The sequence below is a fragment of the Paenibacillus aurantius genome (assembly GCF_032268605.1).
Classification (GTDB): Bacteria; Bacillota; Bacilli; order Paenibacillales; family NBRC-103111; genus Paenibacillus_AO; species Paenibacillus_AO aurantius.
In genome coordinates, this window is record NZ_CP130318.1 from 418,017 (window position 1) to 440,305 (window position 22,289).

Consider the following 22,289-nt stretch of genomic DNA (forward strand, 5'->3'; position numbering starts at 1 on the left):
CCAATATGGAGGAATGACATGGATACCCAAGTACTGGAAATGCCCAATCTTGCCGTTTTTGACGAGCTGGAATCGGAAGTGCGCAGCTACTGCCGCAATTTTACGACGGTGTTTCACAAAGCCAAGAATGCGAAGCTGTGGGACACCTGCAACAACGAATACATTGACTTTTTTGCCGGAGCGGGAGCTCTGAATTACGGCCATAACAACGAGCGCATCCGCGCGAAGCTGGTGGATTATCTTCTGCAGGACGGCATTACCCACAGCCTGGATATGGCGACCGGCGCCAAGGAAGCCTTCCTGGAGCGGTTCCAGGAAGTGATTCTGAAGCCGCGGGGCTGGAATCACAAGGTGATGTTTCCGGGGCCGACCGGAACGAACGCTGTAGAAAGCGCCATGAAAATAGCGAGGAAAGTGACAGGCCGCACGACAATCATGTGCTTCACGAACGCCTTCCACGGCATGACCCTCGGTTCGCTTGCCGTCACCGGCAATTCCTTCAAGCGCGAAGGAGCCGGTGTGGAGCTGAGCCAGTCGGTCTTCATGCCCTATGACGGCTATTTCGGGGAAGACGTGGATACGGCCGCTTATATAGAGAAGCTGCTGGGCGATCCCGGCAGCGGGGTGCCATTGCCGGCGGCCATTATCCTGGAATCGCTGCAGGGCGAAGGCGGACTGAACGAAGCGAGCAAAGGCTGGCTGCAGAGGATCGAAAGGCTGTGCAAAAGCCGGGGCATCCTGCTCATCTTGGATGATATCCAGATGGGCTGCGGCCGCACCGGATCCTTCTTCAGCTTCGACCATGCCGGGATCGAGCCCGACATCATCTGCCTGTCGAAGTCTATCGGAGGCTACGGACTGCCTATGGCGATCACGCTGCTGAAACCGGAGATCGACGCCTGGAAGCCGGGCGAGCACAACGGAACCTTCCGCGGCAACAACCTCGGCTTCGTGGCCGCGGCCGAGGCGCTTAGCTACTGGAAGGATGCCTCCTTCGAGATGGACATCCTGCAGCGGGCCCGCCTGATACGCGACGCGCTGGAGGGTATGCTCGCGAAGCATCCGCAGTTCAACGGCGAGCTCCGCGGTAGAGGCATGATCCAGGGGATTGCTTTTGCCGATCCCGCCATGGCCGAAGAGTTATGCTCCCACGCCTTCCAGCTCGGACTCGTGATGGAAACGTCCGGTCCGAGGAGCGAGGTCGTGAAGCTGATGCCGCCTCTGACCATTGAGCTCGAGGTTCTGAAGCAGGGGCTGCAGATGATGGAGCGGAGCATGGAGCTGCTCGCCCATAACCATTCGACGAAATAGTAAGTCAATCCTTAAACCAATCAATTACCCAAACAGGAGGAATTTCCATGATTGTTAAACATTTGGAGGACATACTTAATACGAAGGACGACGTGGACACGAAGACGTGGAACTCGAGAAGGCTGCTCCTGCACAAGGACGGAATGGGCTTCTCACTCAATGACACCATCATCAAGGCCGGTACGGAAACTCTGATCTGGTATAAAAACCATGTGGAGGCCGTTTACTGCCTTGAAGGAGAAGGAGAAATCGAGGTTATCGGGGGAGAAACTTACCAGATCAAACCGGGCATGATGTATGCCTTGGACGGCAACGAGAAGCATTATTTGCGGGCCCGGTCGCAGCTGAGAATGGTTTGTGTGTTTAACCCGCCGCTTACGGGCGCGGAGGTTCATGACGCCGAAGGAACCTATCCGCTTCATATCCCAGTTATTAAATAAGGAGATGATCCCATGACCCGCTCAACCGAAACGGCACCTGCCCGTCTGACAGAGGATGTGTATCCTTCCCGCAAAAAAGCCCAGCCCGAGGTCCTCACCCGCCAGGATCCGGTGGTTCATTCGGAATGGAGCCCGGCAAGCCCGCTGACCCGGGAGCAGTCCGACTTCTATGAGAAGAACGGCTATTTGTTTCTCGAAAACTTCTTCCAGGAGGAGGAGCTGGCCATGTTTCAACAGGCGGCCCGTACGCTTCAGGACGTGGCGCGCGGCGATTCGTCCGTGGAGGTGATCCGGGAGCCCGGCAACGAGGAGGTCCGGTCGGTCTTTGCCGTGCACAACCGCAATGAGATCTTCAAGAAGCTGCCGGAGCATCCGCGGCTCCGTTCGATCATCGATTATCTCCTGGGCGGCCCGACCTATATCCACCAGTCCCGCATCAACTACAAGCCGGGCTTCAGCGGCAAGGAGTTTTACTGGCATTCGGATTTCGAAACATGGCACGTGGAGGACGGCATGCCCCGCATGAGAGCCTTGAGCTGCTCCATCGCTCTCGAAGACAATTATCCTTTCAATGGACCGCTGATGGTGGTTCCGGGCTCTCATAAGAAGTTCATCTCCTGCGTTGGGGAGACGCCGGAGGACCATTACAAGGATTCCTTGCGCAAGCAGGAATACGGGGTGCCGGATCAGGAGAGCCTGACGTCTCTTGTCCGGGAAGGGGGCATCGACACGCCCGTCGGCAAGGCGGGCTCCATCGTCCTGTTCGACTGCAACATCATGCACGGCTCGAACAGCAACATTACCCCGATGCCGCGGAGCAACGTGTTTATCGTCTTCAACAGCAAGGAGAACCAAGTAAGGGAGCCTTATTCTGGTCAAAAGCCGCGGCCTGAATTTATCGCGACTCGTCAAGGCCTATGATTTCCTGGGCGACGATCGGCGCCATCATGGCCATTAACATCGTGTATGTCTCTGCCTTTACCCTGCGCCTGATCTTGATGATCAAGGGCAGGAAAGGAGTCGCGTCGGTCCTCGCGATGGTCGAAGTCTTTATTTACCTGATCGGGCTGAATCTGGTCCTGAGCAATGTGAGCAACCCCTATAACATGGCAGCCTACTGCGTAGGCTTCGGGCTTGGGGTTTACATGGGCAGCCGCATCGAGGAGTATCTTGCCCTCGGCTACCTCGTCGTGCAGGTGATCGTAGATTCGCTCAAGGTCGACCTTCCCCAGAAGCTGCGGGATAAAGGCTATGGGGTGACTTCGTGGACGGCGGACGGAAGAGACGGCAAGCGTCTCGTTCTTCAGGTCCTGGTGAAGCGCACCAACGAAAAGCGGCTGATGGAGCTGCTGAAGGTTCTGTCTCCCCAAGCCTTCGTCATTTCCCACGAGCCCAAGCAGTTCAAGGGCGGCTTCTGGGTCAAAATGACAGGCAGGGAGTAGGAGTGCGGCTGCTTGTTCAAGGTCACTTGGGCAGAGAAAATCCGTAGCGGCCGAAAATCTCAAGCACTTCCGGCGATTGAAGGTAGCGGTAGAAGGCTTCGGCTTCCGGAGCGTGCTTGGTCGCTTGGACGACTCCGGCCGGATACTCCACCGGCGTATAAGTGCCCGCCTCCACGGCAAAAGCGATTCGAACCTTCCGGGACGTCAGGGCGTCCGTCTTGTAGACGAAGCCGGCATCGGCGTTGCCGGTTTCTACATACTGAAGCACCTGCCGGACGTCCTTCGCTTGAACAAGCTTGGCCTTCAGCGCATCCCACAGCTGCGCCTTCTGCAGCGCCTCCTGGGCGTAAGCGCCGGCCGGTACGCTGGCAGGCACGCCGATGGCTACATTCCGGACCGTTCCTTTGGTCAGGTCCGCCATGGAGGCAGCCGCCGTCTGAGCGTCTGCCGGGGTGACGACCACCAGCTCATTGGTGAGCAGGGTGGTTTGCCGGCCCCGGTCGACCAGCCCCTTGTCCACGAGCGCCTGCATATACTTAGGCGCTGCGGACAAGAACAGATCGGCCGGCGCGCCCTGCTCGATCTGCTGCTGGAGAGAGCCGGAGGCGCCGAAGTTGAAGGTAAGCCTAATGTGGTTTTGTTTCGCTTCATACGCTTTCTCGATGTCCTTCAGTGCATCGGTCAGGCTGGCGGCGGCGGAGACGGTCAATTCGACCGTCTCTTTTGGCGCTGCGGAAGTACCCGGCTCCGTCTTGGCAGGCGGGGACGTTCCGGTGTCTCCGACGGCCGGGTCCGGCACCCGGGTGGATCCGCAGCCGGCAAGAACAAGAAGGACCGCGAATGGAATTCCAATGGTTCTGGCAAAAAATCGCATTCGCCCACCTCCTTGGAAGATAATCGGATGAATCCCGCTTTTCAAGTAGAAGGCGGGACTTCCTCTCCATGATAGCCTGGAGGCTGTGAAGAAGACAAGCAGACATGGCTGGAGGGAGCCTCCACCGACGGAGGACTCGTTTCCAGAAGGCCTGCCTTTCGCGCGATAAGCGCGGAGGCGGGCTTTTTGGCGGTTAGGCGGTAATCTAAAGATTGACAAGACACCGAATGGTGTCCTATAATAAAAGAAAGGACACCAAACAGTGTCCTAATGAAGCCACTTGAACCCATTAGGAGGAAAACAAATGAGTAAAGTTATCGGTGCGCCATCAATCGGGAGAGCGGAAACCCATCCCCGGGGGAAGAGGATTGCTTTTTGGACAGTCACCTTACTACTCGCCATGTCCATTACGTTAAGCGGGATTGGGCAGCTGATGCGATATGGGGGGAATGTCGAGTTGGTGACCGATATTGGCTTTCCCTTATACGTCACCTATATTCTCGGAAGCTGGAAATTACTTGGAGTCATTGCGATCGTGGTACCCGGTTTTCCTCGACTTAAGGAGTGGGCTTATGCCGGTATCTTCTTCTTAATGACGGGTGCGGCATTGTCCCATGCGTTCGCTAACGATTATGGGGATTACGGCTTTCATTTTATCCTTCCGCTTTTCTACGCTGCCCTTAATCTCGCCTCGTGGACGCTGCGTCCGGAGAGCCGCAAACTCTGAGCCCCTTAGGAAGGGCTCTTTTTCTTTTTCCAAAAAAGACGGACCCCTAGGAAAACCGCGGGAGAGATTTTGCTGATGGACTTAGCCGTAAAAGGAATTAGCCCCTTTCCCGTCAAAGAAAGGAAGGAACAGAACGCTTCGGCGAAAGGAGCTGTGACGGTAGTTGATGATCCCCGATACTTTTATTGAAAAAATGCGTGTCCTTCATGGTGAGCAAGGTGTCGCATGGTCGAAGGCTTTGCCCCGGCTGATTACCGACTGGGCAAGCCGGTTCCACTTTATCCCGGAAGCCCCCTTTTCCAACTTGTCCTATAACTTCGTACTCCGAGCTAAGCTTAGGGACGGAAAGCCGGCCGTCCTTAAAGCGTCTTTCTTGAAAGACGAGCTTTCCAGGGAAGTTAGTGTGCTTCGTGCCTATGAAGGCCGGGGAGCGGTTCATGTGCTTGAGGCAGACGAGGAGTGGGGGGTGGCTTTGCTAGAGGGGGTCGACCCAGGCACGCCCTTGTCGTCCATTGAGGATGATGCCCGCGCTACGACTATCTTTTGCGAAGTGTTCCGCCACCTTCATCTCCCAGCACCAACCGGCCGTGCCTACCCATCCATGAAGCAGCATTTCGCGGCCATTGAGCGATACCGGGAACGGTTCGATGACGTAAATGACTCTCCTTTGCCGGAGAGTTGGTTGGAAAATGCCGAAGAATGTCTGACGTACCTCATCACAACCACAAAGGAGAATTGCCTGCTGCACGGCGACCTGCATCATGATAATATCCTGCGCCGGGGCGAAGACCAATGGGTGATGATTGACCCCAAGGGCATCATCGGGGATATCCATTTTGATACGATCCAGTATCTGCTTAACTATGAGGATCGTGGGGGTGACCGTGAGGTGGTGCTGCGCAATCGGATTGCGCTTATGGCCGAACGCCTCAGCCTGGACCCTCGCCGAATCGCGATGTGGGGCGTGGCGCGAGGTGTGCTTGAGGCCTGCTGGACGTTGGAAGACGGAGGAACGGATTGGCACCGAGGTATCCAAATCACGGAGCGCTTCGCGAGATGCTTGGATGGATGGCCTAGCTAGAGGCTAAAGGGAGAGTCGAGAGATTGGAAACCTGTTTTTTGTTAACCGGTAAACCCCGGGCCGGGAAATCATCAGCGATCAAGCGGATTATTCAACAAACGGGTCCCGAATATTTTGGCGGTTTTTACACGGAAGAAATCCGCAGCTCTACCGATCGTACGGGATTTACCTGCATAACGCTTGATGGTAAGACCGTCTGTATGGCGAGCGTGGATAGTACAAGTCCGGTAAGGGTAGGGAGATACGGGGTGGACCTGGATGCTTTTGAAAGTGTGGCTTTGGAAGCCGTGAGGGTGTCATTAACTACTAAGAAAATCACGGTAGTAGATGAGATCGGCTTTATGCAAATGTTGTCCGCTCCTTTTGAAACCATGATCCACGAAGTTATTTCGAGTTCTACCCATGCTATTCTAGGGACCATTGGTGTGGACAGCCATCCGAGTATGGACCAGATAAAGAAGCTGCCGGGGGTAAAGCTTTATCATCTGGGTGAAGAGAATCGGGAGTCAATGATAGAAAGAATATCAAAGGATATTCGTAAGTTTTTGTAAAGGGCTTGGGAACGGCATAACCGCAATCGAAAAGAAATCCGGGGCCTTCGCTGCCTGCTATAATGATGGGGCATGGAGGATTTTCGGAAGGTGGGAAGAGATGCGAAAGGTTAACTTGTACTTGCATATGTCGCTAGATGGGGTCGTTACCGATCTCGACCGTTGGATGGACTACAGCGAAGAGATGCTCCTGGATGCTTATGACTATTATAAAACCGTCGATACGATCATCATGGGAGGCCAAACGTATGCTTCCATGGCCGGCTATTGGCAGGCGGCGGAACGGACCTCGGAGTCAGCGCTTGAACGCGACGTGGCCAGGCGAATCCATGCAATGGAGAAGCTAGTTCTTACGCGATCGAATCCGGATCTGGTGTGGGCCAACTCCCAACGACTGATTGTTAAGGAGCCGGAGGCCTTTGTCCAAGAAATAACGGCACTCCAACAAAAAGGCGGCTTGTCCATCTCCGTGGAGAGTGGCGTCCGTACGTGGCAGTCTTTCCTTCAGCATGATCTGTACGATGAGCTGTGGCTGACTGTGCATCCGGCCATTGCCGGAAGCGGCGATCGATTGTTTGAGGGGGAGGGAAGGGTTGCCCGTTTGCAGTTGAAAAGCAGCAAAACGTATGAAAACGGGGCGATAGTGGTCCATTACCGGAAGATTTAACGGACATCTTGCATTAAAATGCTCAATGGAATGGATATCCATGGGGAAGAATTCTTTCAAACCCTTGTTAATATCATTTATATCTAATCAAATAAAAATTTTTATATCTTCTGATGTAAGCTATACGCCATTTATTGGTTTTCTCTCAATTCTAACTCCTTTATCGTTATGCCATCTGGGGTTAGCCGATATAGTCCGATAACAACTGGATTAATCTGCACCAATCCAACTCTCAAAAGGTCTTTAAGGACCTTTTGTACATCTGGAAAATCCCCTGATGCTGTTGGAAAACCTTTAGCAATCTGTATTGGTGTTTGCCATTCAGTGGTTAATGCTAGTAACACGATTCGTTGCTTTGAGGTTAAGTTCATACTTCTTCCTCTCTATTCCTTCAGGTAATTTTATTAATATATGTGTACGTCCTTAAGCCGAAGACGCCCAATACAAAAAAAGCGGCCGTCCAAGACGTCACCTTACCGTCCCAGGCTGCCGCATCTTCTTCCGTTACCTCTTTGTTTACACCAAGTCCCTTTTACCAGGCGTCGGCCGACGGTTTGATCTTCACCTCATCGAAAAAGACCTTGCCGTTCGCCACCGTATAGGTGGTGTGGCCGAGGTAGATGGTGACGACATCCGTGGCGTTGGCCGGGGCCGTGAAGGTGACCGACTTCGCGGTCCAGGCCGTGTCGCTGAACGTAAGGTTAGCGAGCGAGGTGTTCGTGGTCTCGTTCTTGACGATCACCCGCCCTCCGGCTCCGGAGCCGTCGGTTTTGCCGTAGAAGGTAAGGATATAAGAGGCCGAAGACGTCCAATCCTTCCACGACTGCGTCAAATACTGCCAGGACGTGCCATTGCCTACGATCGTGGCCCCGTAAGCGCCGCTGTACTTGTTGGCGGCATCCCGGAAGGCCGTCGCCGATGTCGAGCCCACGCGGGCCCAGCGGGCGGGCAAGGTGCTGTCGGCGCTCGAGACGAGCTCAAAGCCTTGGTTCGTCAGCTTCTTCGGATCCCACTTCATGATGTGCGCGAGCGTCAGCAGATCTCCAGTGTTGGCCGGGGTATAGCTGCGGAACTGCTCAGCCGCGATGGACCAGACGACATCCTTGAATTGGGCCAGTTCGAGCCAGTTCATCATCACCTTGGAGTACTGGGTCTGGCTGGGGGAAAGGCCGCTTACATAGCGCGCCAGAGTAGGCGCGGTGAGCGACTGGTTCCACATTTTGTCGACGAGGGTGGAGGTGAATTTGTCCATATCGGAGCTTGTGAAGATGAGTCCGCTCCGGTACATCTCTACGGCGAAAGCAACATCGACATGCCCGTGTGCCGTATCCTCGGGAGGGGTAGAACTGGAATCGCTGTAATTCCACGTATAGGCGGTGCCGTTCGCGGCAAGATTGTCCTTCAGATATTGGGCCATCTTCTTGGCCTTGCTTAGATAGGCGGCGTTTCCGTTCACGTCATACATCACCTTCAGCATGTGGGTGAAGGCGATCGACATATTGAAAGGAAGACTCTTGTTCGGAGCTCCGAAGCCGAGCGTATCGCGGAGATTGGGCGGGTGCATGTAGATGCCCGACACCCCGGGGGTTACCTCCTTCCAGCTGTTGCCTATGTAGGAGCTCGATTCCCAGCGGGGCACAATCTCGTTCTCGATGAAGCTGCGGTAGGTCGTGGCCTTCGTCTGATAAGCAGACAGAGAGGAATCCGAGGCCACGAGGCGGACGAATTCCGCCATGGGCAGCGTCGTCATGCCGTCATGAACGAGATAGGGGTAGCGGGCGCTGACCTTCACGTTATCGAAGTAGGCCGTTCCGCCGGTGACGTTGTACGATTGGTGCCCGAGCCACAGCTCGAGCGTATGTCCGGCCGCCGGAGCCGTAAACTCCACGGAATAGAAGGACCACGCGGTACCGTCCACCGTGACGCTGCCGAGGATCGTGCCGGCTGTCCGGTCATAGACGTAGGCTTGGCCTTTGGCGGCGGAGCCGTTCGTTTTACCGTAGAGGCGAAGGACATAGTGAGTGTTCGGCTCATACCCTATGAACGGCTGGTAGAGCTTCTGCCAGGAGGTTCCGTTCGTTTTCAGCACAAGCCCCCAGCTGTCGTTGTTGTACTCGCCTGCCGCATTGGAGCGGTAAGCGGTGGCCGAGGTGGACTGGAAGCGAATCCATCCGTCCGGGAGGGTGCTGTCCGTGGCGGAAGCCGTTTCGAATCCCTCGTTCGGCACGTCGAGAGGAGAGTAGCTGTACGTATCCCAGCCAAGGTAGCCGTCTCCGTCGTTGTCGTTGGCATTGGCGAGAATGGTATCGGAATGGGTGGTGAATTTATCGAGCCAGGCGGTGTTTTTGGTGGATTGGTACAAGGACAGGTAGCTGCGGAGGATATAGCTTTCGGACCAGGCAAGGGTGCCGGATTCAGGGCTGGTGTAATACTGGCCGCCGATGGACTGCTCCAGCGCGGTATATTTGTCGTACCACAGGTTGCCCGAGGCACGGGCCGGAAGTGAGACGCCCATCAAGAGAATCAAGGAAGAGAGAACCGAAACGAGAAGCTTGCGGCTAAGAGAGGTAAGGGGCAAGCGGCGGATCATGGTCATGGTGCATTCCTCCTGAATGTGAAGTTGTAAGCGCAATCATTTCAGAATCTGCGGGTATCCTCCTTTCCTTAACTGAATGGACAAAAATAATACAGGTTCGATACGTGTGACACGAAATTACGATAACATACCCGTTGGCTGAAATCCAGTGGCGCCGGACCTTCGTTTCCAAAAGATTTTCTTCCCTGGGAGGAATCCAGGAAGGGATCGCGTCAGGCAAGCAGAAAAGGCCAAGAAAAATTTAAATTATTCCTTGACAGGAATATTCCAATATGGGTATATTTAAGACATCGGAAAGCGCATCGAATAAAACCACTCAGGAGGAATGAAGACAATGACTAGCCAAGCCAAACACACCAAGACGACCGTGGAAGGAAGAGAACTGATCGTCGAACGCCTCATGCCCGCTCCCCGCGAGCTGGTCTTCCAGACATGGACGAAGCAGGAGCATCTGCAGAACTGGTGGGGACCGAAGGGCTTTACCATTACGGTTCAGGAGATCGAGGTGAAGCCGGGGGGAGTATGGCGCTATGTGATGCATGGGCCGGACGGCGTGGACTACGACAATGTGATCCGTTACCGGGAAGTCGTCCGGCCGGAGCGGCTCGTTTATTCCCACGGGGACAGCGTGGACGAAGAGCAGTTCCAGGTGACGGTAACCTTTGCCGAGGAGGGCAGCCAGACGGACATCGTCATGCGAATGGCGTTCCGTTCCGCCGAGGAGCTGCAGGTGAGCGTCGAACGGTATGGAGCGGTGGAGGGAGCGGCTTCGACTCTCGACCGTCTCGAAGAAGAGCTGGCCCGACTCTAAATTTCCCATCCAAAGGAGAGGATCGCAAATGAGAAAAATCAGTACCGGCTATTGGATTTTTACCGTTCTGCTTATTGGCTTGATGGGTGTCGGGGCCATTCCCGACCTGCTGTCCGTTCCCGATGCGGTTAAACTGTTCGAGCATTTGGGGTATCCGGCCTACCTGCTTCCGTTTCTCGGGCTGGCTAAGCTGCTGGGGATTGTCGCCATTCTCGTTCCGGGCTTCCCCCGGGTGAAGGAATGGGCGTACGCGGGGTTCGTCTTTGATCTGACGGGGGCCATGTATTCGACCATCTCCGTAGGCGATCCCGTTGGGGGATGGATTACTTTTCTTGTGGGATACCTCATCATTGCCGGCTCCTACGTGTTCTACCACAAGAGGAAAAAAGCAAGCGTGGCCGTAACGGCGGCTGCCGTTCCCACGCTGGGCTAGCGTCTCATGCGGGGCCGCCTTACCTCCGCCGCCCAAACCTAAACGGCCCTTGGCCAACACCAAGCTAGCGCCTAACGCGAAAGCATCCACGCTTCCGCCGCGCCAGCCCCCCAAACGGCCCTTGGCCGACATCAAGAAGGACCAGCCGCCATTGCGGACTGGTCCTTCTTGATGTCGGCTGGGCCGGAAAGAGCGGCACTGCCCACATCGGTGGGGCGGGCGGGGGCGTGCCGCGGCAAAGGCACCAGCCTAACCTTGGGGCAGCAAAGCGTATCGCTTGAGCCGGCTCGCGGCATCGGAGTAATACAGGCTGCCGTTCCCGCCGTCGCAGAGCAGGAAAGCCCCGGACCGGTCAAGCACAGTGATCTCCTTGGTCGCCGGGTCCATGCGGAACAGGGCCTCGGCGAGCCGGACGGTCCCGTAAATGTAGCCGTCTTCAGCCTGCAGCAGGTGGGCGTCCCGCCAGTAATGCTTGCCGTAGCTCATGATCTCCGGAAAAGCCAGCGTCTTCCAGGTGACGGCACGCACGGACGGGTCATACGTGAACAGGTAGCCCTCCGCCATCCCCCAGATGAGGCCGTCCCGGTCCAGCGTGACCGCGGAAACCTCGTGCAGGCCGGGGATGCCGAGCCGGACGAGCTCGGGTCGGCCTTCTCCGGCAGGGAAGACGAGCAGGCCGGCTTCGTTCTCGACCGGATCGATGCCGAGTCCACCCCATACGGACGTTCCGGCATAGAGGATCCCGTCGTGGAAGACAGCGGCTACCAAGCTGAGAGAGCCCGCCGGACGGTCATGCACGGTCAGCCCGTCCGTCACGGGGTCGTACACGGCGAGACACCCTCCGTGCGTTCCGTAAACAGGAGCGGTTCCGATGTAGAGCTTCCCGTCGCTGCCGGCCGTCATGGCGAAAGGCCGGTCCTGGCCCGAAAGGGCGAACAGCATGCGGGGGTTATCGCCCCCCTGATCCAACGTCCACGGCAAGCGGGGATCGTAACGGTACACCTTGGCCCCCGGGTAAATGCCGAAATACAGAATCCCGTCAAGCACGGCTATATTCTCGGACTGGCCGAGCCCGCGGAGCTGGCGGGTAAGGCCCGTCGCGGGATCGTGGACGCCGGTCCCCCCGACGAGGTAGCCGCTCGTATAGAGGAGACCGTCGGGGCCGGGGCGCAAGCTGTTGAGGAGCGTCGGAGACTCCTGCACGGCCGGAATCTCCAGCTCCATACGAGAGGCGGCGGGGTTGTACTTGAACAAGCAGGTTTGCCCGCTGCGGTTGCCGACGCCAACCAACGTACGGCCGGGGTAGGTGTCCTGATCGGCCAGCCGGACCTGTGCGAACCCGATCGGATCGAAGGGAACGGCGGCGCCGGTCTCACGGCCGGCCGGGCTGCCGGGTTCATACGCATAGAGCTTGCCGCCGGACGAATAATAGACCGCTCCCTCCAGAAGAGGGGAGACGCCGAAGGAATCGACCTCCTCCAGCCTGGACTCGAGCTCAAGCCCACCGGAAGGACGGGCCGGATCCGCCAGCCGGAAAACGAATACCGTGCGGCCCGGAGTGACGCGGACGAACAGCCGTCCCGCCTCCACGCTCAGGTTGTAGACGAACTGGCCTCGGGCTTCCTCCGGCAGAAGCTCCGCCAGGCTTCCGTCATTTAAGCGGTAGCGGACCAGGTGTGCACGAGAGCCGATGCCGGCATAAAGTTCATCCCGTTCGGCATCCCAGGCCAGGCTGCGGATGTACTGCTCGCCTTCCTGCAGAGGCCCGTCCCCGATCAGCGTGATTCCCGAATCGGAATGATAGCGGAACAGCCGGGCTCCGGGGAAGGTTCCGCCGTAGACCGAGCCGTCTTCGGCCGCCGCCAAGGCGAAGACGTAACTGTTGTCGGGGACGGCCAGGCCGAGGTCTTCGGCGGTTTCGCTGCCGGGGACATACCGGTACAGGTGGCCGTTCATGTTGGACCCGACATAGATGGTTCCGTCTGCGGCGGCGGCGGAAGCCCAGGACGAAGGAGCACCCGGAAGGGGAAGCTCGCGAAGCACCCCTCCGGTGTTCAGATCGATGACGGCGAGCCGGGCGTCGGCATCGTAGGACCCGTCAATGACGGCATACAGCAGATGACCGTCCTGCGGGCCGCGTCCGGGAACGGCGGTATGGACGGTGGCATTAAGCACCTGGGGACCGAGATCGGCCGCAGCATGGGGGAGAGTGGGCTTCATTAGCATAGGCCTCCAAACATACAAGTATGATACTACTATACCTCATGCTTATCCTTTTGAGGAGAGCGAGAATGGGCAGCGACCTCTTTATGAAAACGGTGAAAATCGAATTTTCAAAAAGTTTTGCTAGTCAATCTTCTCCCCCTATACTATAATACAATACAAGTATGGTACATATAACGACTTGTCTGCTGCGAAAGGGGTTTTCTGCATGAGTATGGCTCGGATTGGGGTATTGGTTGACAGAAAGGCTGCGGAACGCCGTTGGACGTACGGCCTTAATGTTTTTGAACGTTATATGGAAGAAGTGCTGTCCCATGCCGGGATGGCTTTTCAGAAATGGGAGAGCGCCCGGGAAGCGGTGGAAGCCTCTCCCGATGTCCTGATCGCGGCATTGGCGGGTGAGGACGAGGAAACAACGGCTGTTCTGTGGGAGTATGCGGAGCGGGGAGGCACGATTCTTTCCTGCGGGGGGCTCAATCCCTTTGCCGTAAAGCTCGGCAGCGAGCTTGCAGGGGTATATGGAAGCGGATACGCCCGCTTTGGCGAGGCTTACGGCAAGGCCGATTCCGTTCGTTTCTTGAGCGCGCGTCCTTGGAGGGTGAAGGATGCGGGGCAGGGCCTGCAGAGCGAGCTTGGCTTGCTGCACAAGGAAAGCCCGGACGGCGTGGAGATCGGAGCGGCCCTACAGCAGTTCGCCATCGGCCAAGGCCGGCTGGTGCGCTGGTCGGTGGATATAGCCGACACGATCGTAAGGCTGCAGCAGGGGACGGAGCCGGTGCTGACGGACGGCGTTCCCGCCCGGGACGGCTCGGGTCCGATTAACGAGAACATTCTCAAGGCGGACGACCGCTGCGCCATGGATTGGGACCACGACCGCCTGCACACGGAAACCGGCTATCCTTATTACGCCTATCCTTACGCGGACTATTGGCGGGAGCTGTTCCTCGGAAGGCTGCTGCGGACGGTGGTCGACAAGGGCTTGACTCTTCCTTTCGTCGGGTACTGGCCGGAGGGAATCCGCCAGGTCGCGATGATCTCCCACGACAGCGACGGCAACCAGGATATTCATGCCGAGGCAACGCTGGAGCTGCTGAAGGAATGCGGCATTCATTCCACTTGGTGCATGATTGAGTCCGGCTACTCCCCGTCCATTTACGACCGGGTGAAGGCGGAGGGCCATGAGCTTGCTTTCCATTACAACGCCCTCGACTCCCAGAACGGCAAATGGGATGAGGCTGAATTCGACCGCCAGCTGGAGTGGCTGAAGAAAGCGGCCGGTCTGCCGCAGGTTCATTCCAACAAGAACCATTACACCCGCTTCGAGGGCTGGTCGGAGCTGTTCGCCTGGTGCGAGAAGAACGGAGTGGAATCCGATCAGACGCGCGGGCCTAGCAAGAAAGGCAACGTGGGATTCCTTTTTGGAACGTGCCACCCTTACTACCCGATTTCCTGGTCAAACGAGCAAAACCGTCTGCACGACGTCGTCGAAATCAGCTTCACCACGCAGGACATGGACCTGTCTCCGCACTGGTCGGACAGCTCGATCGTCCTTCCTTTCCTGGAAACGGCGGCTCAGGTAGAGGGAATCGCCCACTTCCTGTTCCATCAGGTTCATATTCAAGGCAAGGAATCCGTACGCGACGCCCTGCGCAAGGTAGTCCGGGAAGCACGGAACCGCGGGTTCGTGTTCTGGACCGGCAAGCAGGTCAACGATTGGCACCGAGCCCGCCGCAAGCTGGCTGTTCTGTCGGTTGACCCGCAGGGAGCCGTTCAGGTGGAGGGAGCCGGGGAGGCCAAGGGAGCCGTTGTTTGGATTCCGGTTGCCGACAGCTACCAGCCGGCCCCGGGCGAAGCCGTAGAGGAAAGGTTCGGGGTGCGCTGCCGGAAGCAGAGCGTAGCCAGCATCTTGTCGGTTTAGAAGAAATTATACTTGTATTATACCTGTATCCATTGTAAAATAGGGCTTAGCCAATGAAAGCGTTTTACAACAAACCCTAGAAATGGAGGAACGCTGTGGTGAGCACACCCAACGGACTACTGAACCGGACCTCTGCCGACGTCCTCACAACGAAGAGAAGAGTCCTCCAGCCGCTGCGCGCCCTGAAGCGGTACCGCTGGTATTATCTGATGATGGTCCCCGGCATCGCCTACTACCTCATTTATCATTACTGGCCGATGGCTGGCCTTCTCATTGCCTTCAAGAAGTACAACATTCTCGGAGGCATCTGGGGAAGTCCCTGGGTAGGCCTGGACAATTTCCGCGAGCTGTTCAACACCCCGGATTTCTTCCGGCTTATCAAGAACACGCTGGTCATCTCCCTGTACCGCATTCTGTTCAACATGGTGCCCGACGTCATGCTCGCCCTTATCCTTAACGAGCTTCGGGTCAAGTGGTTCAAGAAATGGGTGCAGACCATTACCTATGGTCCTTACTTTCTCTCCTGGGTCATCGTGTACGGACTCGTCTTCGCCTTCTTCGCGCCGGAGGCGGGGCTGGTCACCACCTGGATGAGGGATTCGGGAATGCAGTCGATCGATTTCCTGACGAACAAGGATCTGTTCCGGCCGATGCTCATCATCACGGACATCTGGAAGAGCACCGGCTTCGGGGCCATCATTTACCTGGCCGCCCTCGCCGCCATCAACCAGGAGCTCTATGAGGCGGCGGTCGTGGACGGGGCGGGACGGTGGCGTCAGATGTGGCACATCACGCTCCCCGGCATCCGCGAGGTCTTCATTCTTCTCCTCATCCTTCGGATCGGCCATATTCTCGACGCGGGCTTCGACCAAGTATACATCTTCCTGAACTCCCGCGTTCTGGAGACGGGCGATATTATCGATACCTGGGTGTTCCGCCGGGGGATCGAGCAGCTGGATTACAGTGTGGCGGCGGCCGTCGGCTTGTTCAAATCGGTGATCGGGTTCCTGCTCGTCATCAGCGCCAACAAGCTTTCGAAGAAAGTCGGAGGTTCGGGAATATGGTAGGAGGGATAAGCCATGTCGTTCGTTAAACACCGCAGCACGTCCGACCGCATCGTGGATTTTATCCTCTATGCGATCATGACCGTCTTCTGTCTCGCCACCTTGTTTCCGCTCTATTACGTGCTGGTCATGTCGCTCACTCCTTATGCTGAGGTGATGCGCAACGGGGGATTCGTCATCTTTCCGACGAAGCTGACCCTGGAGGCTTACCGGACGATTTTCGACAGCGCCCGCATTCCGCAGGCGATCAAAATCACGATCTTCATCACCGTGGTGGGCACGTTCCTTAATCTGCTTGTGACGACGCTGCTTGCCTATCCTTTGTCGAAGAAGTTCCTTCCGGGAAGAGGCATCGTCCTGATGGGCATCGTGTTCACGATGCTGTTCTCCGGTGGGCTGATTCCGCTCTACCTGACGGTAAAAGCGACCGGTCTGCTCAACTCCCTGTGGGCGCTGATTATCCCGGGGCTCGTCTCTTCGTTCAATATGCTCATCATGAAAACCTACTTCGAGAACCTTCCCCAAGAGGTGGAGGAAGCGGCCCGGGTGGACGGCTGCGGCGAGGTTCAGACGCTGTGGCGGATCGTGCTTCCCCTGTCGCTGCCGATTATGGCTACGCTGGGCTTGTTCTACGGGGTCACCCACTGGAACGCCTACTTCGGAGGGATCATGTACTTGACCGATCCCAAGCTTCAGCCGATTCAAGTGGTGCTCCGCTCGATGATTCAGACGCCGAGCGTTAGCTCCGAGCTGCAGGTAAATACGACCGTGCTCGACGCGCTTCCTCCGGAAACGATCAAGATGGCGACGGTCGTGGTCGCTACGCTTCCCATCATTGCGGTTTACCCGTTTCTTCAGCGGTACTTTATCCGGGGTATGCTGATCGGCGCCATCAAAGGCTAGGCGCCGGCTAGTTCCTATAGAGCAAGTGTATACACATTGGGGAGGGGTTATTTTGAAACTCAACAAAGCATTGCTGGCCTCATCGTTAGTCGCCGCCGTCGCCGTAGCGGGCTGTTCCAAGGATAACAGTTCCGGTACTCCCGGAAGCTCCGCCACACCCGGCCAATCCGCCGCTCCGGCGAAAGAGAAGATTACCCTCGTCTGGAACCTGGAGCAGACGCTTGCCGCGTCCCAGCTTCCGGCCGATGCGAGCAAGGATTTCGTTAAGAAAGCCATCGATGAGAAGTTTAATGTCGATCTGAAGATCGAAGCCGCCGTCAACAGTCCGGAACGGGAAGCGAAGCTTGCGGTCAAGCTGGCGAGCGGGGACGCCCCGGCCATCTTTACGCCGGGAACGACCGGCGGGGTTAAGTTTCAGAATGACGGCTTGACGACCGACGCCGAGAAGTTTCTGAATGAGAAGACCGCCCCTAACTATTTCAAATGGGTCAAGCCGAGCGAGTTCAAGGGCTACCGGCTCGAAGGCCTGACCGGACGGGTACCGATTCCTTTTGCCCGTACCCAATATGTTTCGTATTACATACGCCAGGACTGGCTGGATAAGCTCAGCCTGAAGGCTCCCACGACCTACGATGAGTATGTCAACGTGCTGAAGGCGTTCACCAACAACGACCCGGACGGCAACGGCAAGAAGGACACGTACGGCTTCTCGGCCGCTGGAAACAGCCGGATGTCGATGGATTTCCCGGAATGGCCGAAGAATGGCCTGTTTGCCTCCTTCGTGGAGAACAACCAGTATATTGACGGACAAACCGACCCGCGCGTATCGAAGGTGGTTGACGATATTCTGGCCCGCATGGGCGAAGGGGTAATTGACCCCGACTGGTTCCTGAACAAAGGACAGACGCATGTTGATAAAGCGGTTCAAGGAAAGATCGGGATTATTCTCGGGGGAACGCGCGATTTTGCCTTTGACGGGAATGCTGCGGGCCTTCAAGCCCGGACCAAGGCCGTGAATCCGAAGGCCGACTGGCAGCCGTTCAACCCGCTCGGCGAAGCGCCTATTCGTGCCGGCGTCGTTCCGGGCGCTGGGATCATGTTCTCCAAGCAGGTAGGCGACAAGAATCCGGAAGCCCTTAAGCGTTCCGTGGAAATTCTGGATTGGCTCTGCAGCGAGGAAGGCTTCCTGTTGACCCACTATGGCATCGAAGGCAAGCACTACACGAAGAATGGCAAGGAAATCACGATCAAAAAGGAAGCCTATGAAGCCGACATCTCGAAGAACGGCAACTTCCTCGACATTTATGATTTCTTCGCCCCTAACGAGCCGGAGGTTCTCGGCCTGAAGGTGAACGACACCACGATGACGGACCGCGACAAGAAGATCGAGCAGAAGCTTCTTGGCATGAAATACTACGCCGCACTCGGCTCGAACCTCTTCCCTCCTCAGGGCGTCGACCTGGCTACCTGGAGAAACCGGATGTATGAGCTGCAAGGCAAAATGCTGTTCGACGACAAGTCGTCCAAAAACTGGCCGGCCTACCGCGAAGAGCTTATGACCAAATACAACGGCCAGAAGATTGTCGATAACTATACGAAGAACCTGAAGGATGCAGGCGTCATTAAGTAAAAACGGTTTTCCAATAGCGCACAGGGAAAGTCCTTCTCTGTGCTCTATTTCTTTATGCGGGGCTAGCGGGCGTCTCGTCCGGCGGTCCTGCCCATTCTAAACAAGGAAGGATGTTAATGTGATGACGAAGTTGGCAATGGAAGGCGGCCGGCCGGCCCGTACGAAGCCGCTGCCCCCGAACTACCCGGGAGCGACCGTATATGGCGCGGAGGAGGCCCAGGGCGCCGCAGAAGTGATTCACGCCCAGTCCCCCTTTCGGTATTACGGACCGAACGTCAAGAATGAGGTCCGCACCTTCGAAGAAGAGATGGCCCGCCATCTCAACGTGCCGTACGTATTAGGCGTTACCTCCTGTACAGCGGCGCTGGTCGTGGCCCTGAAGGCTCTTGGAATCGGCTACGGAGACAAGGTCATCGTACCGGCCATTACCTTTCTGGCTACTCCGGGAGCCGTCGTCTGCGCCAATGCCGTACCCGTTTTCGTGGATGCCGACGACAGCATGAACCTCGATCCCGCCGATCTGGAGCGGGTCATGGACAAAGACGTGAAGGCGATTATCGCCGTCTCCATATTGGGCAACCCGTGCGACATGGATCCCATCCTGGCGTTTGCCAAGAAACACAACCTGTACGTTATTGAAGACGTGGCCCAGTCCTGCGGCGCCTCCTACAAAGGCAAGGTTACCGGGACGATGGGCGATATCGGGGTTTATTCCTTCCAGATGAACAAAATCCTTACGGCCGGGGAAGGGGGAGCGCTGGTGACTTCCAATCCCGAGCTCTTTGACCGGGCAGTACGCTACCACGACCAGGGCATGTTCCGGGATAAGGCCCGCTACGGCATCGAGTCGGCCGACGAGGAGAAGGCTTTTATCGGACAAAATTACCGGATGAGCGAAATCACGGGAGCCGTTCTGAACGAGCAGTGGAAGAAGCTCGGTGGGATCGTTTCCTCCATGCAGACCCGCTGCCGGGAGCTGCAGGCCAAGCTGACCGCCGAGCTGCCGGATATGAAATTCCGCCGGCTGGCCGATCCGGAAGGGGATATCGGTTCGAACCTGGGCATGATTCTTCCTTCGACCGCCTTTACCCAGGCTTTCATTAAAGCGATGGCCGCCGAGAACATCGGCGCTTATACCCTGTACGGCTCGCGTCCGGTTTATATGCTGCCCCAGCTGTTCCATCAGCGGACGGCGGAAAAGGACAATTTCCCGTTCAACTATCCGTTCGAGAATCCGGTCGTTTATACGGAGGACATGTGCCCGCAGGCGGTCGATTACATCGCCCGGACCGTCTATGTGCCCATCAGCCCGCTTCTGACGGAGCAAGACGTAGAAGAGATTGCCGAAGGCATCGTTAAAGTCTATCGTCACATCGCCCAGGTGCAAGTGTAGCCCATTCCTACTCATATACGGAGGTATTGAAATGTCAAAGCAGATCGCCATCGGGTTTATCGGGTTGGACACATCCCATGTTTCCGCCTTTGCCAAGCTGTTGAACGACGAGAAGGCAGAGTACCGCGTTCCGGGAGGGAAGGTAACCGCCGCTTTTCCCGGAGGCTCTCCGGACTTCGAGCTGAGCGCTAACCGCGTAGAGGGCTTTACGAAGGAACTGAAGGAAAGCTACGGCGTGGAGATCGTCTCCTCGCCCGCCGAAGTGGCGGAGAAATGCGACGCCATCATGCTGGAGTCGGTAGACGGGCGCGTTCATTTGGAACAATTCCGCGCCATCGCCCCGTTCGGCAAGCCGGTGTTCATCGACAAGCCGTTTACCGTTTCCACGGAAGACGCCCGGGAGATTCTCCGCCTGGCGGAGGAGCATAACGTTCCCCTAATGAGCTGTTCGTCCCTCCGCTATTCGGAAGGACTGTCCCATGCCCTTGCGGATGCTGAGAAGGGAGCCGTTATCGGGGCCGACTGCTACGGACCGATGGCCATTCAGCCGACCCAGCCGGGCCTGTTCTGGTATGGCATCCATACCGTGGAAATGCTCTATAGGACGCTTGGCCGGGGCTGCGTAAGCGTAAGCGTGACGACCAACGAGGACCACGACCTGGTAACCGGCGTATGGAAGGACGGCCGGATCGGAACGATCCGGGGCAACCGCAAAGGGAACAACACGTTCGGGGAGCTGATCCACCGCGAGAAGGGCAGCCAATTCGTCGACGTGTATGCTCATCCGAAGCCCTATTACGCCAGTCTGCTGGAAGCGGTCATGGAGCTTTTTGAGAATGGCAAAGAGCCGATCGACCGCGAAGAAACGTACGAGATCATCCGTTTCATTGAAGCTGCGAACGAAAGCCGGAGCACGGGTCAAACCGTGTCCCTATAACGGAGGGAACCCGAGATGAAAGAAACCGAAACACGCGAGCAGCTCGCCCTTAACGGCGGGCCGAAGGTAAAGGAAACCCCCTTTGGAACCGGAAAGAGGTTTGGCTTCGAAGAAGCAAAGGAGCTTCTCGAAGCACTGGAGCAGAATACGCTGTTTTATCATTTCGGCGGGAAGGTTAAGCAGTTCCTCAGCGATTTCAACGACATCTACGGGGTCAAATACAGCGTGGCCGCTTCTTCGGGGACGGCCGCCATCCATGTGGCGCTCGGAGCGGCTGGCGTTACCGTAGGCGATGAGGTCATCACCAGCCCGATTACCGACCAGGGGACGCTCGTGGGTATCCTGTACCAGAACGCCATTCCGGTCTTCGCCGACCTGGATCCCCACACGTACAACATGGTGCCGGCCTCGATCGAAGCGCGAATCACGCCGCGGACCAAGGCCATCGTAGTGGTGCATCTGGCCGGGAATCCATGCGACATGGATCCCATTATGGATATCGCCGCCAAGCATGGAATTAAGGTGATCGAGGACTGCGCCCAAAGTTACCTGACCCGCTACAAAGGGCGTCTGGCCGGAACGATCGGCGACTATGGCTGCTTCTCCACGAATGACTTCAAGCACATCTCCACCGGAGACGGCGGGATGGTCACGATCAATTCGGGGGACGAGGCGGATTTCCGCACGGCACACGCCTTTGCCGACAAGAACTACGAGCGGTTCGGCAGCACGGTGACGCGGGACCTGCGGGGCCTGGCGCCGAATTACCGCATGACGGAGCTGCAGGGAGCCGTAGGCATCGCCCAGCTTAAGAAGCTGCACGACATCTGCTCCAAGCGGACCCGTCACGGGAACCGGATCACCGAAGGAATCACGGGGCTGCCCGGCATTCTGCCTCACAAGGTCGAAGCGGGCAACGAAAGCACCTACTGGTTCTATATGATGAGGCTCGATACCGCCCAGCTGACCTGCACCCGGGAAGAGTTCTCGGCCGCGCTGGCGGCGGAAGGCATCCCGAACCAGCCCGGCTATATTCCGGACGTGGTGTACATGCAGCCGCTTTTCCAGAACCGGCAGGCGTACCTCGGGAGCCATTTTCCCTTTGACCTGACGGGAGCCACCTACGAACGGGGACTGTGTCCGGAGGGGGAAGCGATTCTTCAGACGGCTGTTCGTTTCGGGGTAAGCGAATTCTACACCGACGGGGACGTTGAGGATATCATTCGCGGAATCCGCAAGGTCGCCGAGCACTTCCGTAAGTAATTGGAGCGGCCCCAGTCCTGCCGGA

Annotated in this window: 21 protein-coding genes; 17 read left to right on the plus strand and 4 right to left on the minus strand. The window is 57.0% G+C overall.

Annotated elements, in window-relative coordinates:
- Nucleotides 1–18: 18 nt before the first annotated feature.
- Genes ectB through MJA45_RS02135 form a run of 4 tightly spaced genes read left to right on the plus strand, consistent with a single transcriptional unit; the run spans nt 19 to nt 3,193 of the window.
- Nucleotides 19–1,311: a diaminobutyrate--2-oxoglutarate transaminase gene (gene ectB, locus MJA45_RS02120; RefSeq protein ID WP_315605650.1), complete on the plus strand. Its 1,293-nt coding sequence runs from the start codon at nt 19–21 to the stop codon at nt 1,309–1,311.
- 47 nt (nt 1,312–1,358) lie between these two features.
- On the plus strand, nt 1,359–1,751 hold the full coding sequence (locus tag MJA45_RS02125) for an ectoine synthase (protein WP_315605651.1): 393 nt from the start codon (nt 1,359–1,361) through the stop codon (nt 1,749–1,751).
- A 12-nt stretch (nt 1,752–1,763) separates the two neighbouring features.
- Nucleotides 1,764–2,672, plus strand: a complete 909-nt coding sequence (thpD, locus tag MJA45_RS02130; protein ID WP_315605652.1) for an ectoine hydroxylase — start codon at nt 1,764–1,766, stop codon at nt 2,670–2,672.
- A complete protein-coding gene (locus tag MJA45_RS02135) occupies nt 2,669–3,193 on the plus strand; it encodes a DUF2179 domain-containing protein (RefSeq protein WP_315605653.1) in 525 nt (174 codons plus the stop codon). Before thpD ends, MJA45_RS02135 begins: the two co-directional genes overlap by 4 nt.
- Before the next feature lie 22 nt (nt 3,194–3,215).
- On the opposite strand, the gene modA is transcribed toward MJA45_RS02135, so the two are convergent.
- Nucleotides 3,216–4,067: a molybdate ABC transporter substrate-binding protein gene (gene modA, locus MJA45_RS02140; RefSeq protein WP_315605654.1), complete on the minus strand. Its 852-nt coding sequence runs from the start codon at nt 4,065–4,067 to the stop codon at nt 3,216–3,218.
- Between the two features lie 304 nt (nt 4,068–4,371).
- On the opposite strand from modA, the gene MJA45_RS02145 reads away from it, so the two are divergent.
- From MJA45_RS02145 to MJA45_RS02160, 4 genes are all read left to right on the plus strand, one after another.
- Entirely contained in the window at nt 4,372–4,794 is a 423-nt protein-coding gene (locus MJA45_RS02145; protein ID WP_315605655.1) for a DoxX family protein, read from the plus strand.
- A gap of 238 nt (nt 4,795–5,032) precedes the next feature.
- A complete protein-coding gene (locus tag MJA45_RS02150) occupies nt 5,033–5,875 on the plus strand; it encodes an aminoglycoside phosphotransferase family protein (RefSeq protein WP_315605656.1) in 843 nt (280 codons plus the stop codon).
- Between the two features lie 23 nt (nt 5,876–5,898).
- Nucleotides 5,899–6,426 carry a nucleoside-triphosphatase gene (locus MJA45_RS02155; protein WP_315605657.1) on the plus strand — a complete coding sequence of 176 codons (528 nt, stop codon included), beginning with the start codon at nt 5,899–5,901 and terminating at the stop codon, nt 6,424–6,426.
- Nucleotides 6,427–6,526: 100 nt separating this feature from the next.
- The gene (locus MJA45_RS02160; RefSeq protein ID WP_315605658.1) at nt 6,527–7,093 is read left to right on the plus strand and encodes a dihydrofolate reductase family protein; all 567 of its coding nucleotides are present in this window, start codon (nt 6,527–6,529) and stop codon (nt 7,091–7,093) included.
- 131 nt (nt 7,094–7,224) lie between these two features.
- Here MJA45_RS02160 and MJA45_RS02165 read toward each other — a convergent pair whose 3' ends face one another.
- Together MJA45_RS02165 and MJA45_RS02170 are read right to left on the minus strand one after the other, a co-directional pair.
- A complete protein-coding gene (locus MJA45_RS02165; RefSeq protein ID WP_315605659.1) occupies nt 7,225–7,464 on the minus strand; it encodes a hypothetical protein in 240 nt (79 codons plus the stop codon).
- A gap of 161 nt (nt 7,465–7,625) precedes the next feature.
- Nucleotides 7,626–9,689 (minus strand): hypothetical protein, encoded by a 2,064-nt coding sequence (locus tag MJA45_RS02170; RefSeq protein ID WP_315605660.1) that lies wholly within the window; start codon nt 9,687–9,689, stop codon nt 7,626–7,628.
- Nucleotides 9,690–10,023: 334 nt separating this feature from the next.
- Here MJA45_RS02170 and MJA45_RS02175 point away from each other — a divergent pair, with 334 nt between their 5' ends.
- Entirely contained in the window at nt 10,024–10,500 is a 477-nt protein-coding gene (locus tag MJA45_RS02175) for an SRPBCC family protein (protein WP_315605661.1), read from the plus strand.
- A gap of 28 nt (nt 10,501–10,528) precedes the next feature.
- Nucleotides 10,529–10,933 (plus strand): DoxX family protein, encoded by a 405-nt coding sequence (locus tag MJA45_RS02180; RefSeq protein WP_315605662.1) that lies wholly within the window; start codon nt 10,529–10,531, stop codon nt 10,931–10,933.
- Between the two features lie 249 nt (nt 10,934–11,182).
- On the opposite strand, the gene MJA45_RS02185 is transcribed toward MJA45_RS02180, so the two are convergent.
- On the minus strand, nt 11,183–13,153 hold the full coding sequence (locus MJA45_RS02185) for a PQQ-binding-like beta-propeller repeat protein (protein WP_315605663.1): 1,971 nt from the start codon (nt 13,151–13,153) through the stop codon (nt 11,183–11,185).
- A 235-nt stretch (nt 13,154–13,388) separates the two neighbouring features.
- Here MJA45_RS02185 and MJA45_RS02190 point away from each other — a divergent pair, with 235 nt between their 5' ends.
- The 7 genes from MJA45_RS02190 (at nt 13,389) to MJA45_RS02220 (ending at nt 22,264) form a co-directional block, all read left to right on the plus strand.
- A complete protein-coding gene (locus MJA45_RS02190; RefSeq protein ID WP_315605664.1) occupies nt 13,389–15,074 on the plus strand; it encodes a polysaccharide deacetylase family protein in 1,686 nt (561 codons plus the stop codon).
- Between the two features lie 98 nt (nt 15,075–15,172).
- Complete coding sequence (locus MJA45_RS02195; protein WP_315605665.1) at nt 15,173–16,141, plus strand: ABC transporter permease; 969 nt, start codon at nt 15,173–15,175, stop codon at nt 16,139–16,141.
- Between the two features lie 12 nt (nt 16,142–16,153).
- Nucleotides 16,154–17,041 carry a carbohydrate ABC transporter permease gene (locus MJA45_RS02200; protein ID WP_315605666.1) on the plus strand — a complete coding sequence of 296 codons (888 nt, stop codon included), beginning with the start codon at nt 16,154–16,156 and terminating at the stop codon, nt 17,039–17,041.
- A 52-nt stretch (nt 17,042–17,093) separates the two neighbouring features.
- Nucleotides 17,094–18,671, plus strand: a complete 1,578-nt coding sequence (locus tag MJA45_RS02205; RefSeq protein ID WP_315605667.1) for an extracellular solute-binding protein — start codon at nt 17,094–17,096, stop codon at nt 18,669–18,671.
- A gap of 121 nt (nt 18,672–18,792) precedes the next feature.
- Entirely contained in the window at nt 18,793–20,064 is a 1,272-nt protein-coding gene (locus MJA45_RS02210; protein ID WP_315605668.1) for a DegT/DnrJ/EryC1/StrS family aminotransferase, read from the plus strand.
- 31 nt (nt 20,065–20,095) lie between these two features.
- Nucleotides 20,096–21,001, plus strand: coding sequence for a Gfo/Idh/MocA family protein (locus MJA45_RS02215; RefSeq protein ID WP_315605669.1), 906 nt, complete (start codon nt 20,096–20,098; stop codon nt 20,999–21,001).
- 15 nt (nt 21,002–21,016) lie between these two features.
- Nucleotides 21,017–22,264 carry a DegT/DnrJ/EryC1/StrS family aminotransferase gene (locus tag MJA45_RS02220; RefSeq protein WP_315605670.1) on the plus strand — a complete coding sequence of 416 codons (1,248 nt, stop codon included), beginning with the start codon at nt 21,017–21,019 and terminating at the stop codon, nt 22,262–22,264.
- Nucleotides 22,265–22,289: the final 25 nt, after the last annotated feature.

Bases quoted from the DNA above. Each gene is read 5' to 3' on its own strand.
- ectB (WP_315605650.1), top strand. From the start codon at position 19: ATGGATACCCAAGTACTGGAAATGCCCAATCTTGCCGTTTTTGACGAG.
- MJA45_RS02125 (WP_315605651.1), top strand. From the start codon at position 1,359: ATGATTGTTAAACATTTGGAGGACATACTTAATACGAAGGACGACGTG.
- thpD (WP_315605652.1), top strand. From the start codon at position 1,764: ATGACCCGCTCAACCGAAACGGCACCTGCCCGTCTGACAGAGGATGTG.
- MJA45_RS02135 (WP_315605653.1), top strand. From the start codon at position 2,669: ATGATTTCCTGGGCGACGATCGGCGCCATCATGGCCATTAACATCGTG.
- modA (WP_315605654.1), bottom strand. From the start codon at position 4,067: ATGCGATTTTTTGCCAGAACCATTGGAATTCCATTCGCGGTCCTTCTT.
- MJA45_RS02145 (WP_315605655.1), top strand. From the start codon at position 4,372: ATGAGTAAAGTTATCGGTGCGCCATCAATCGGGAGAGCGGAAACCCAT.
- MJA45_RS02160 (WP_315605658.1), top strand. From the start codon at position 6,527: ATGCGAAAGGTTAACTTGTACTTGCATATGTCGCTAGATGGGGTCGTT.
- MJA45_RS02165 (WP_315605659.1), bottom strand. From the start codon at position 7,464: ATGAACTTAACCTCAAAGCAACGAATCGTGTTACTAGCATTAACCACT.
- MJA45_RS02170 (WP_315605660.1), bottom strand. From the start codon at position 9,689: ATGACCATGATCCGCCGCTTGCCCCTTACCTCTCTTAGCCGCAAGCTT.
- MJA45_RS02175 (WP_315605661.1), top strand. From the start codon at position 10,024: ATGACTAGCCAAGCCAAACACACCAAGACGACCGTGGAAGGAAGAGAA.
- MJA45_RS02180 (WP_315605662.1), top strand. From the start codon at position 10,529: ATGAGAAAAATCAGTACCGGCTATTGGATTTTTACCGTTCTGCTTATT.
- MJA45_RS02185 (WP_315605663.1), bottom strand. From the start codon at position 13,153: ATGAAGCCCACTCTCCCCCATGCTGCGGCCGATCTCGGTCCCCAGGTG.
- MJA45_RS02200 (WP_315605666.1), top strand. From the start codon at position 16,154: ATGTCGTTCGTTAAACACCGCAGCACGTCCGACCGCATCGTGGATTTT.
- MJA45_RS02210 (WP_315605668.1), top strand. From the start codon at position 18,793: ATGACGAAGTTGGCAATGGAAGGCGGCCGGCCGGCCCGTACGAAGCCG.
- MJA45_RS02215 (WP_315605669.1), top strand. From the start codon at position 20,096: ATGTCAAAGCAGATCGCCATCGGGTTTATCGGGTTGGACACATCCCAT.
- MJA45_RS02220 (WP_315605670.1), top strand. From the start codon at position 21,017: ATGAAAGAAACCGAAACACGCGAGCAGCTCGCCCTTAACGGCGGGCCG.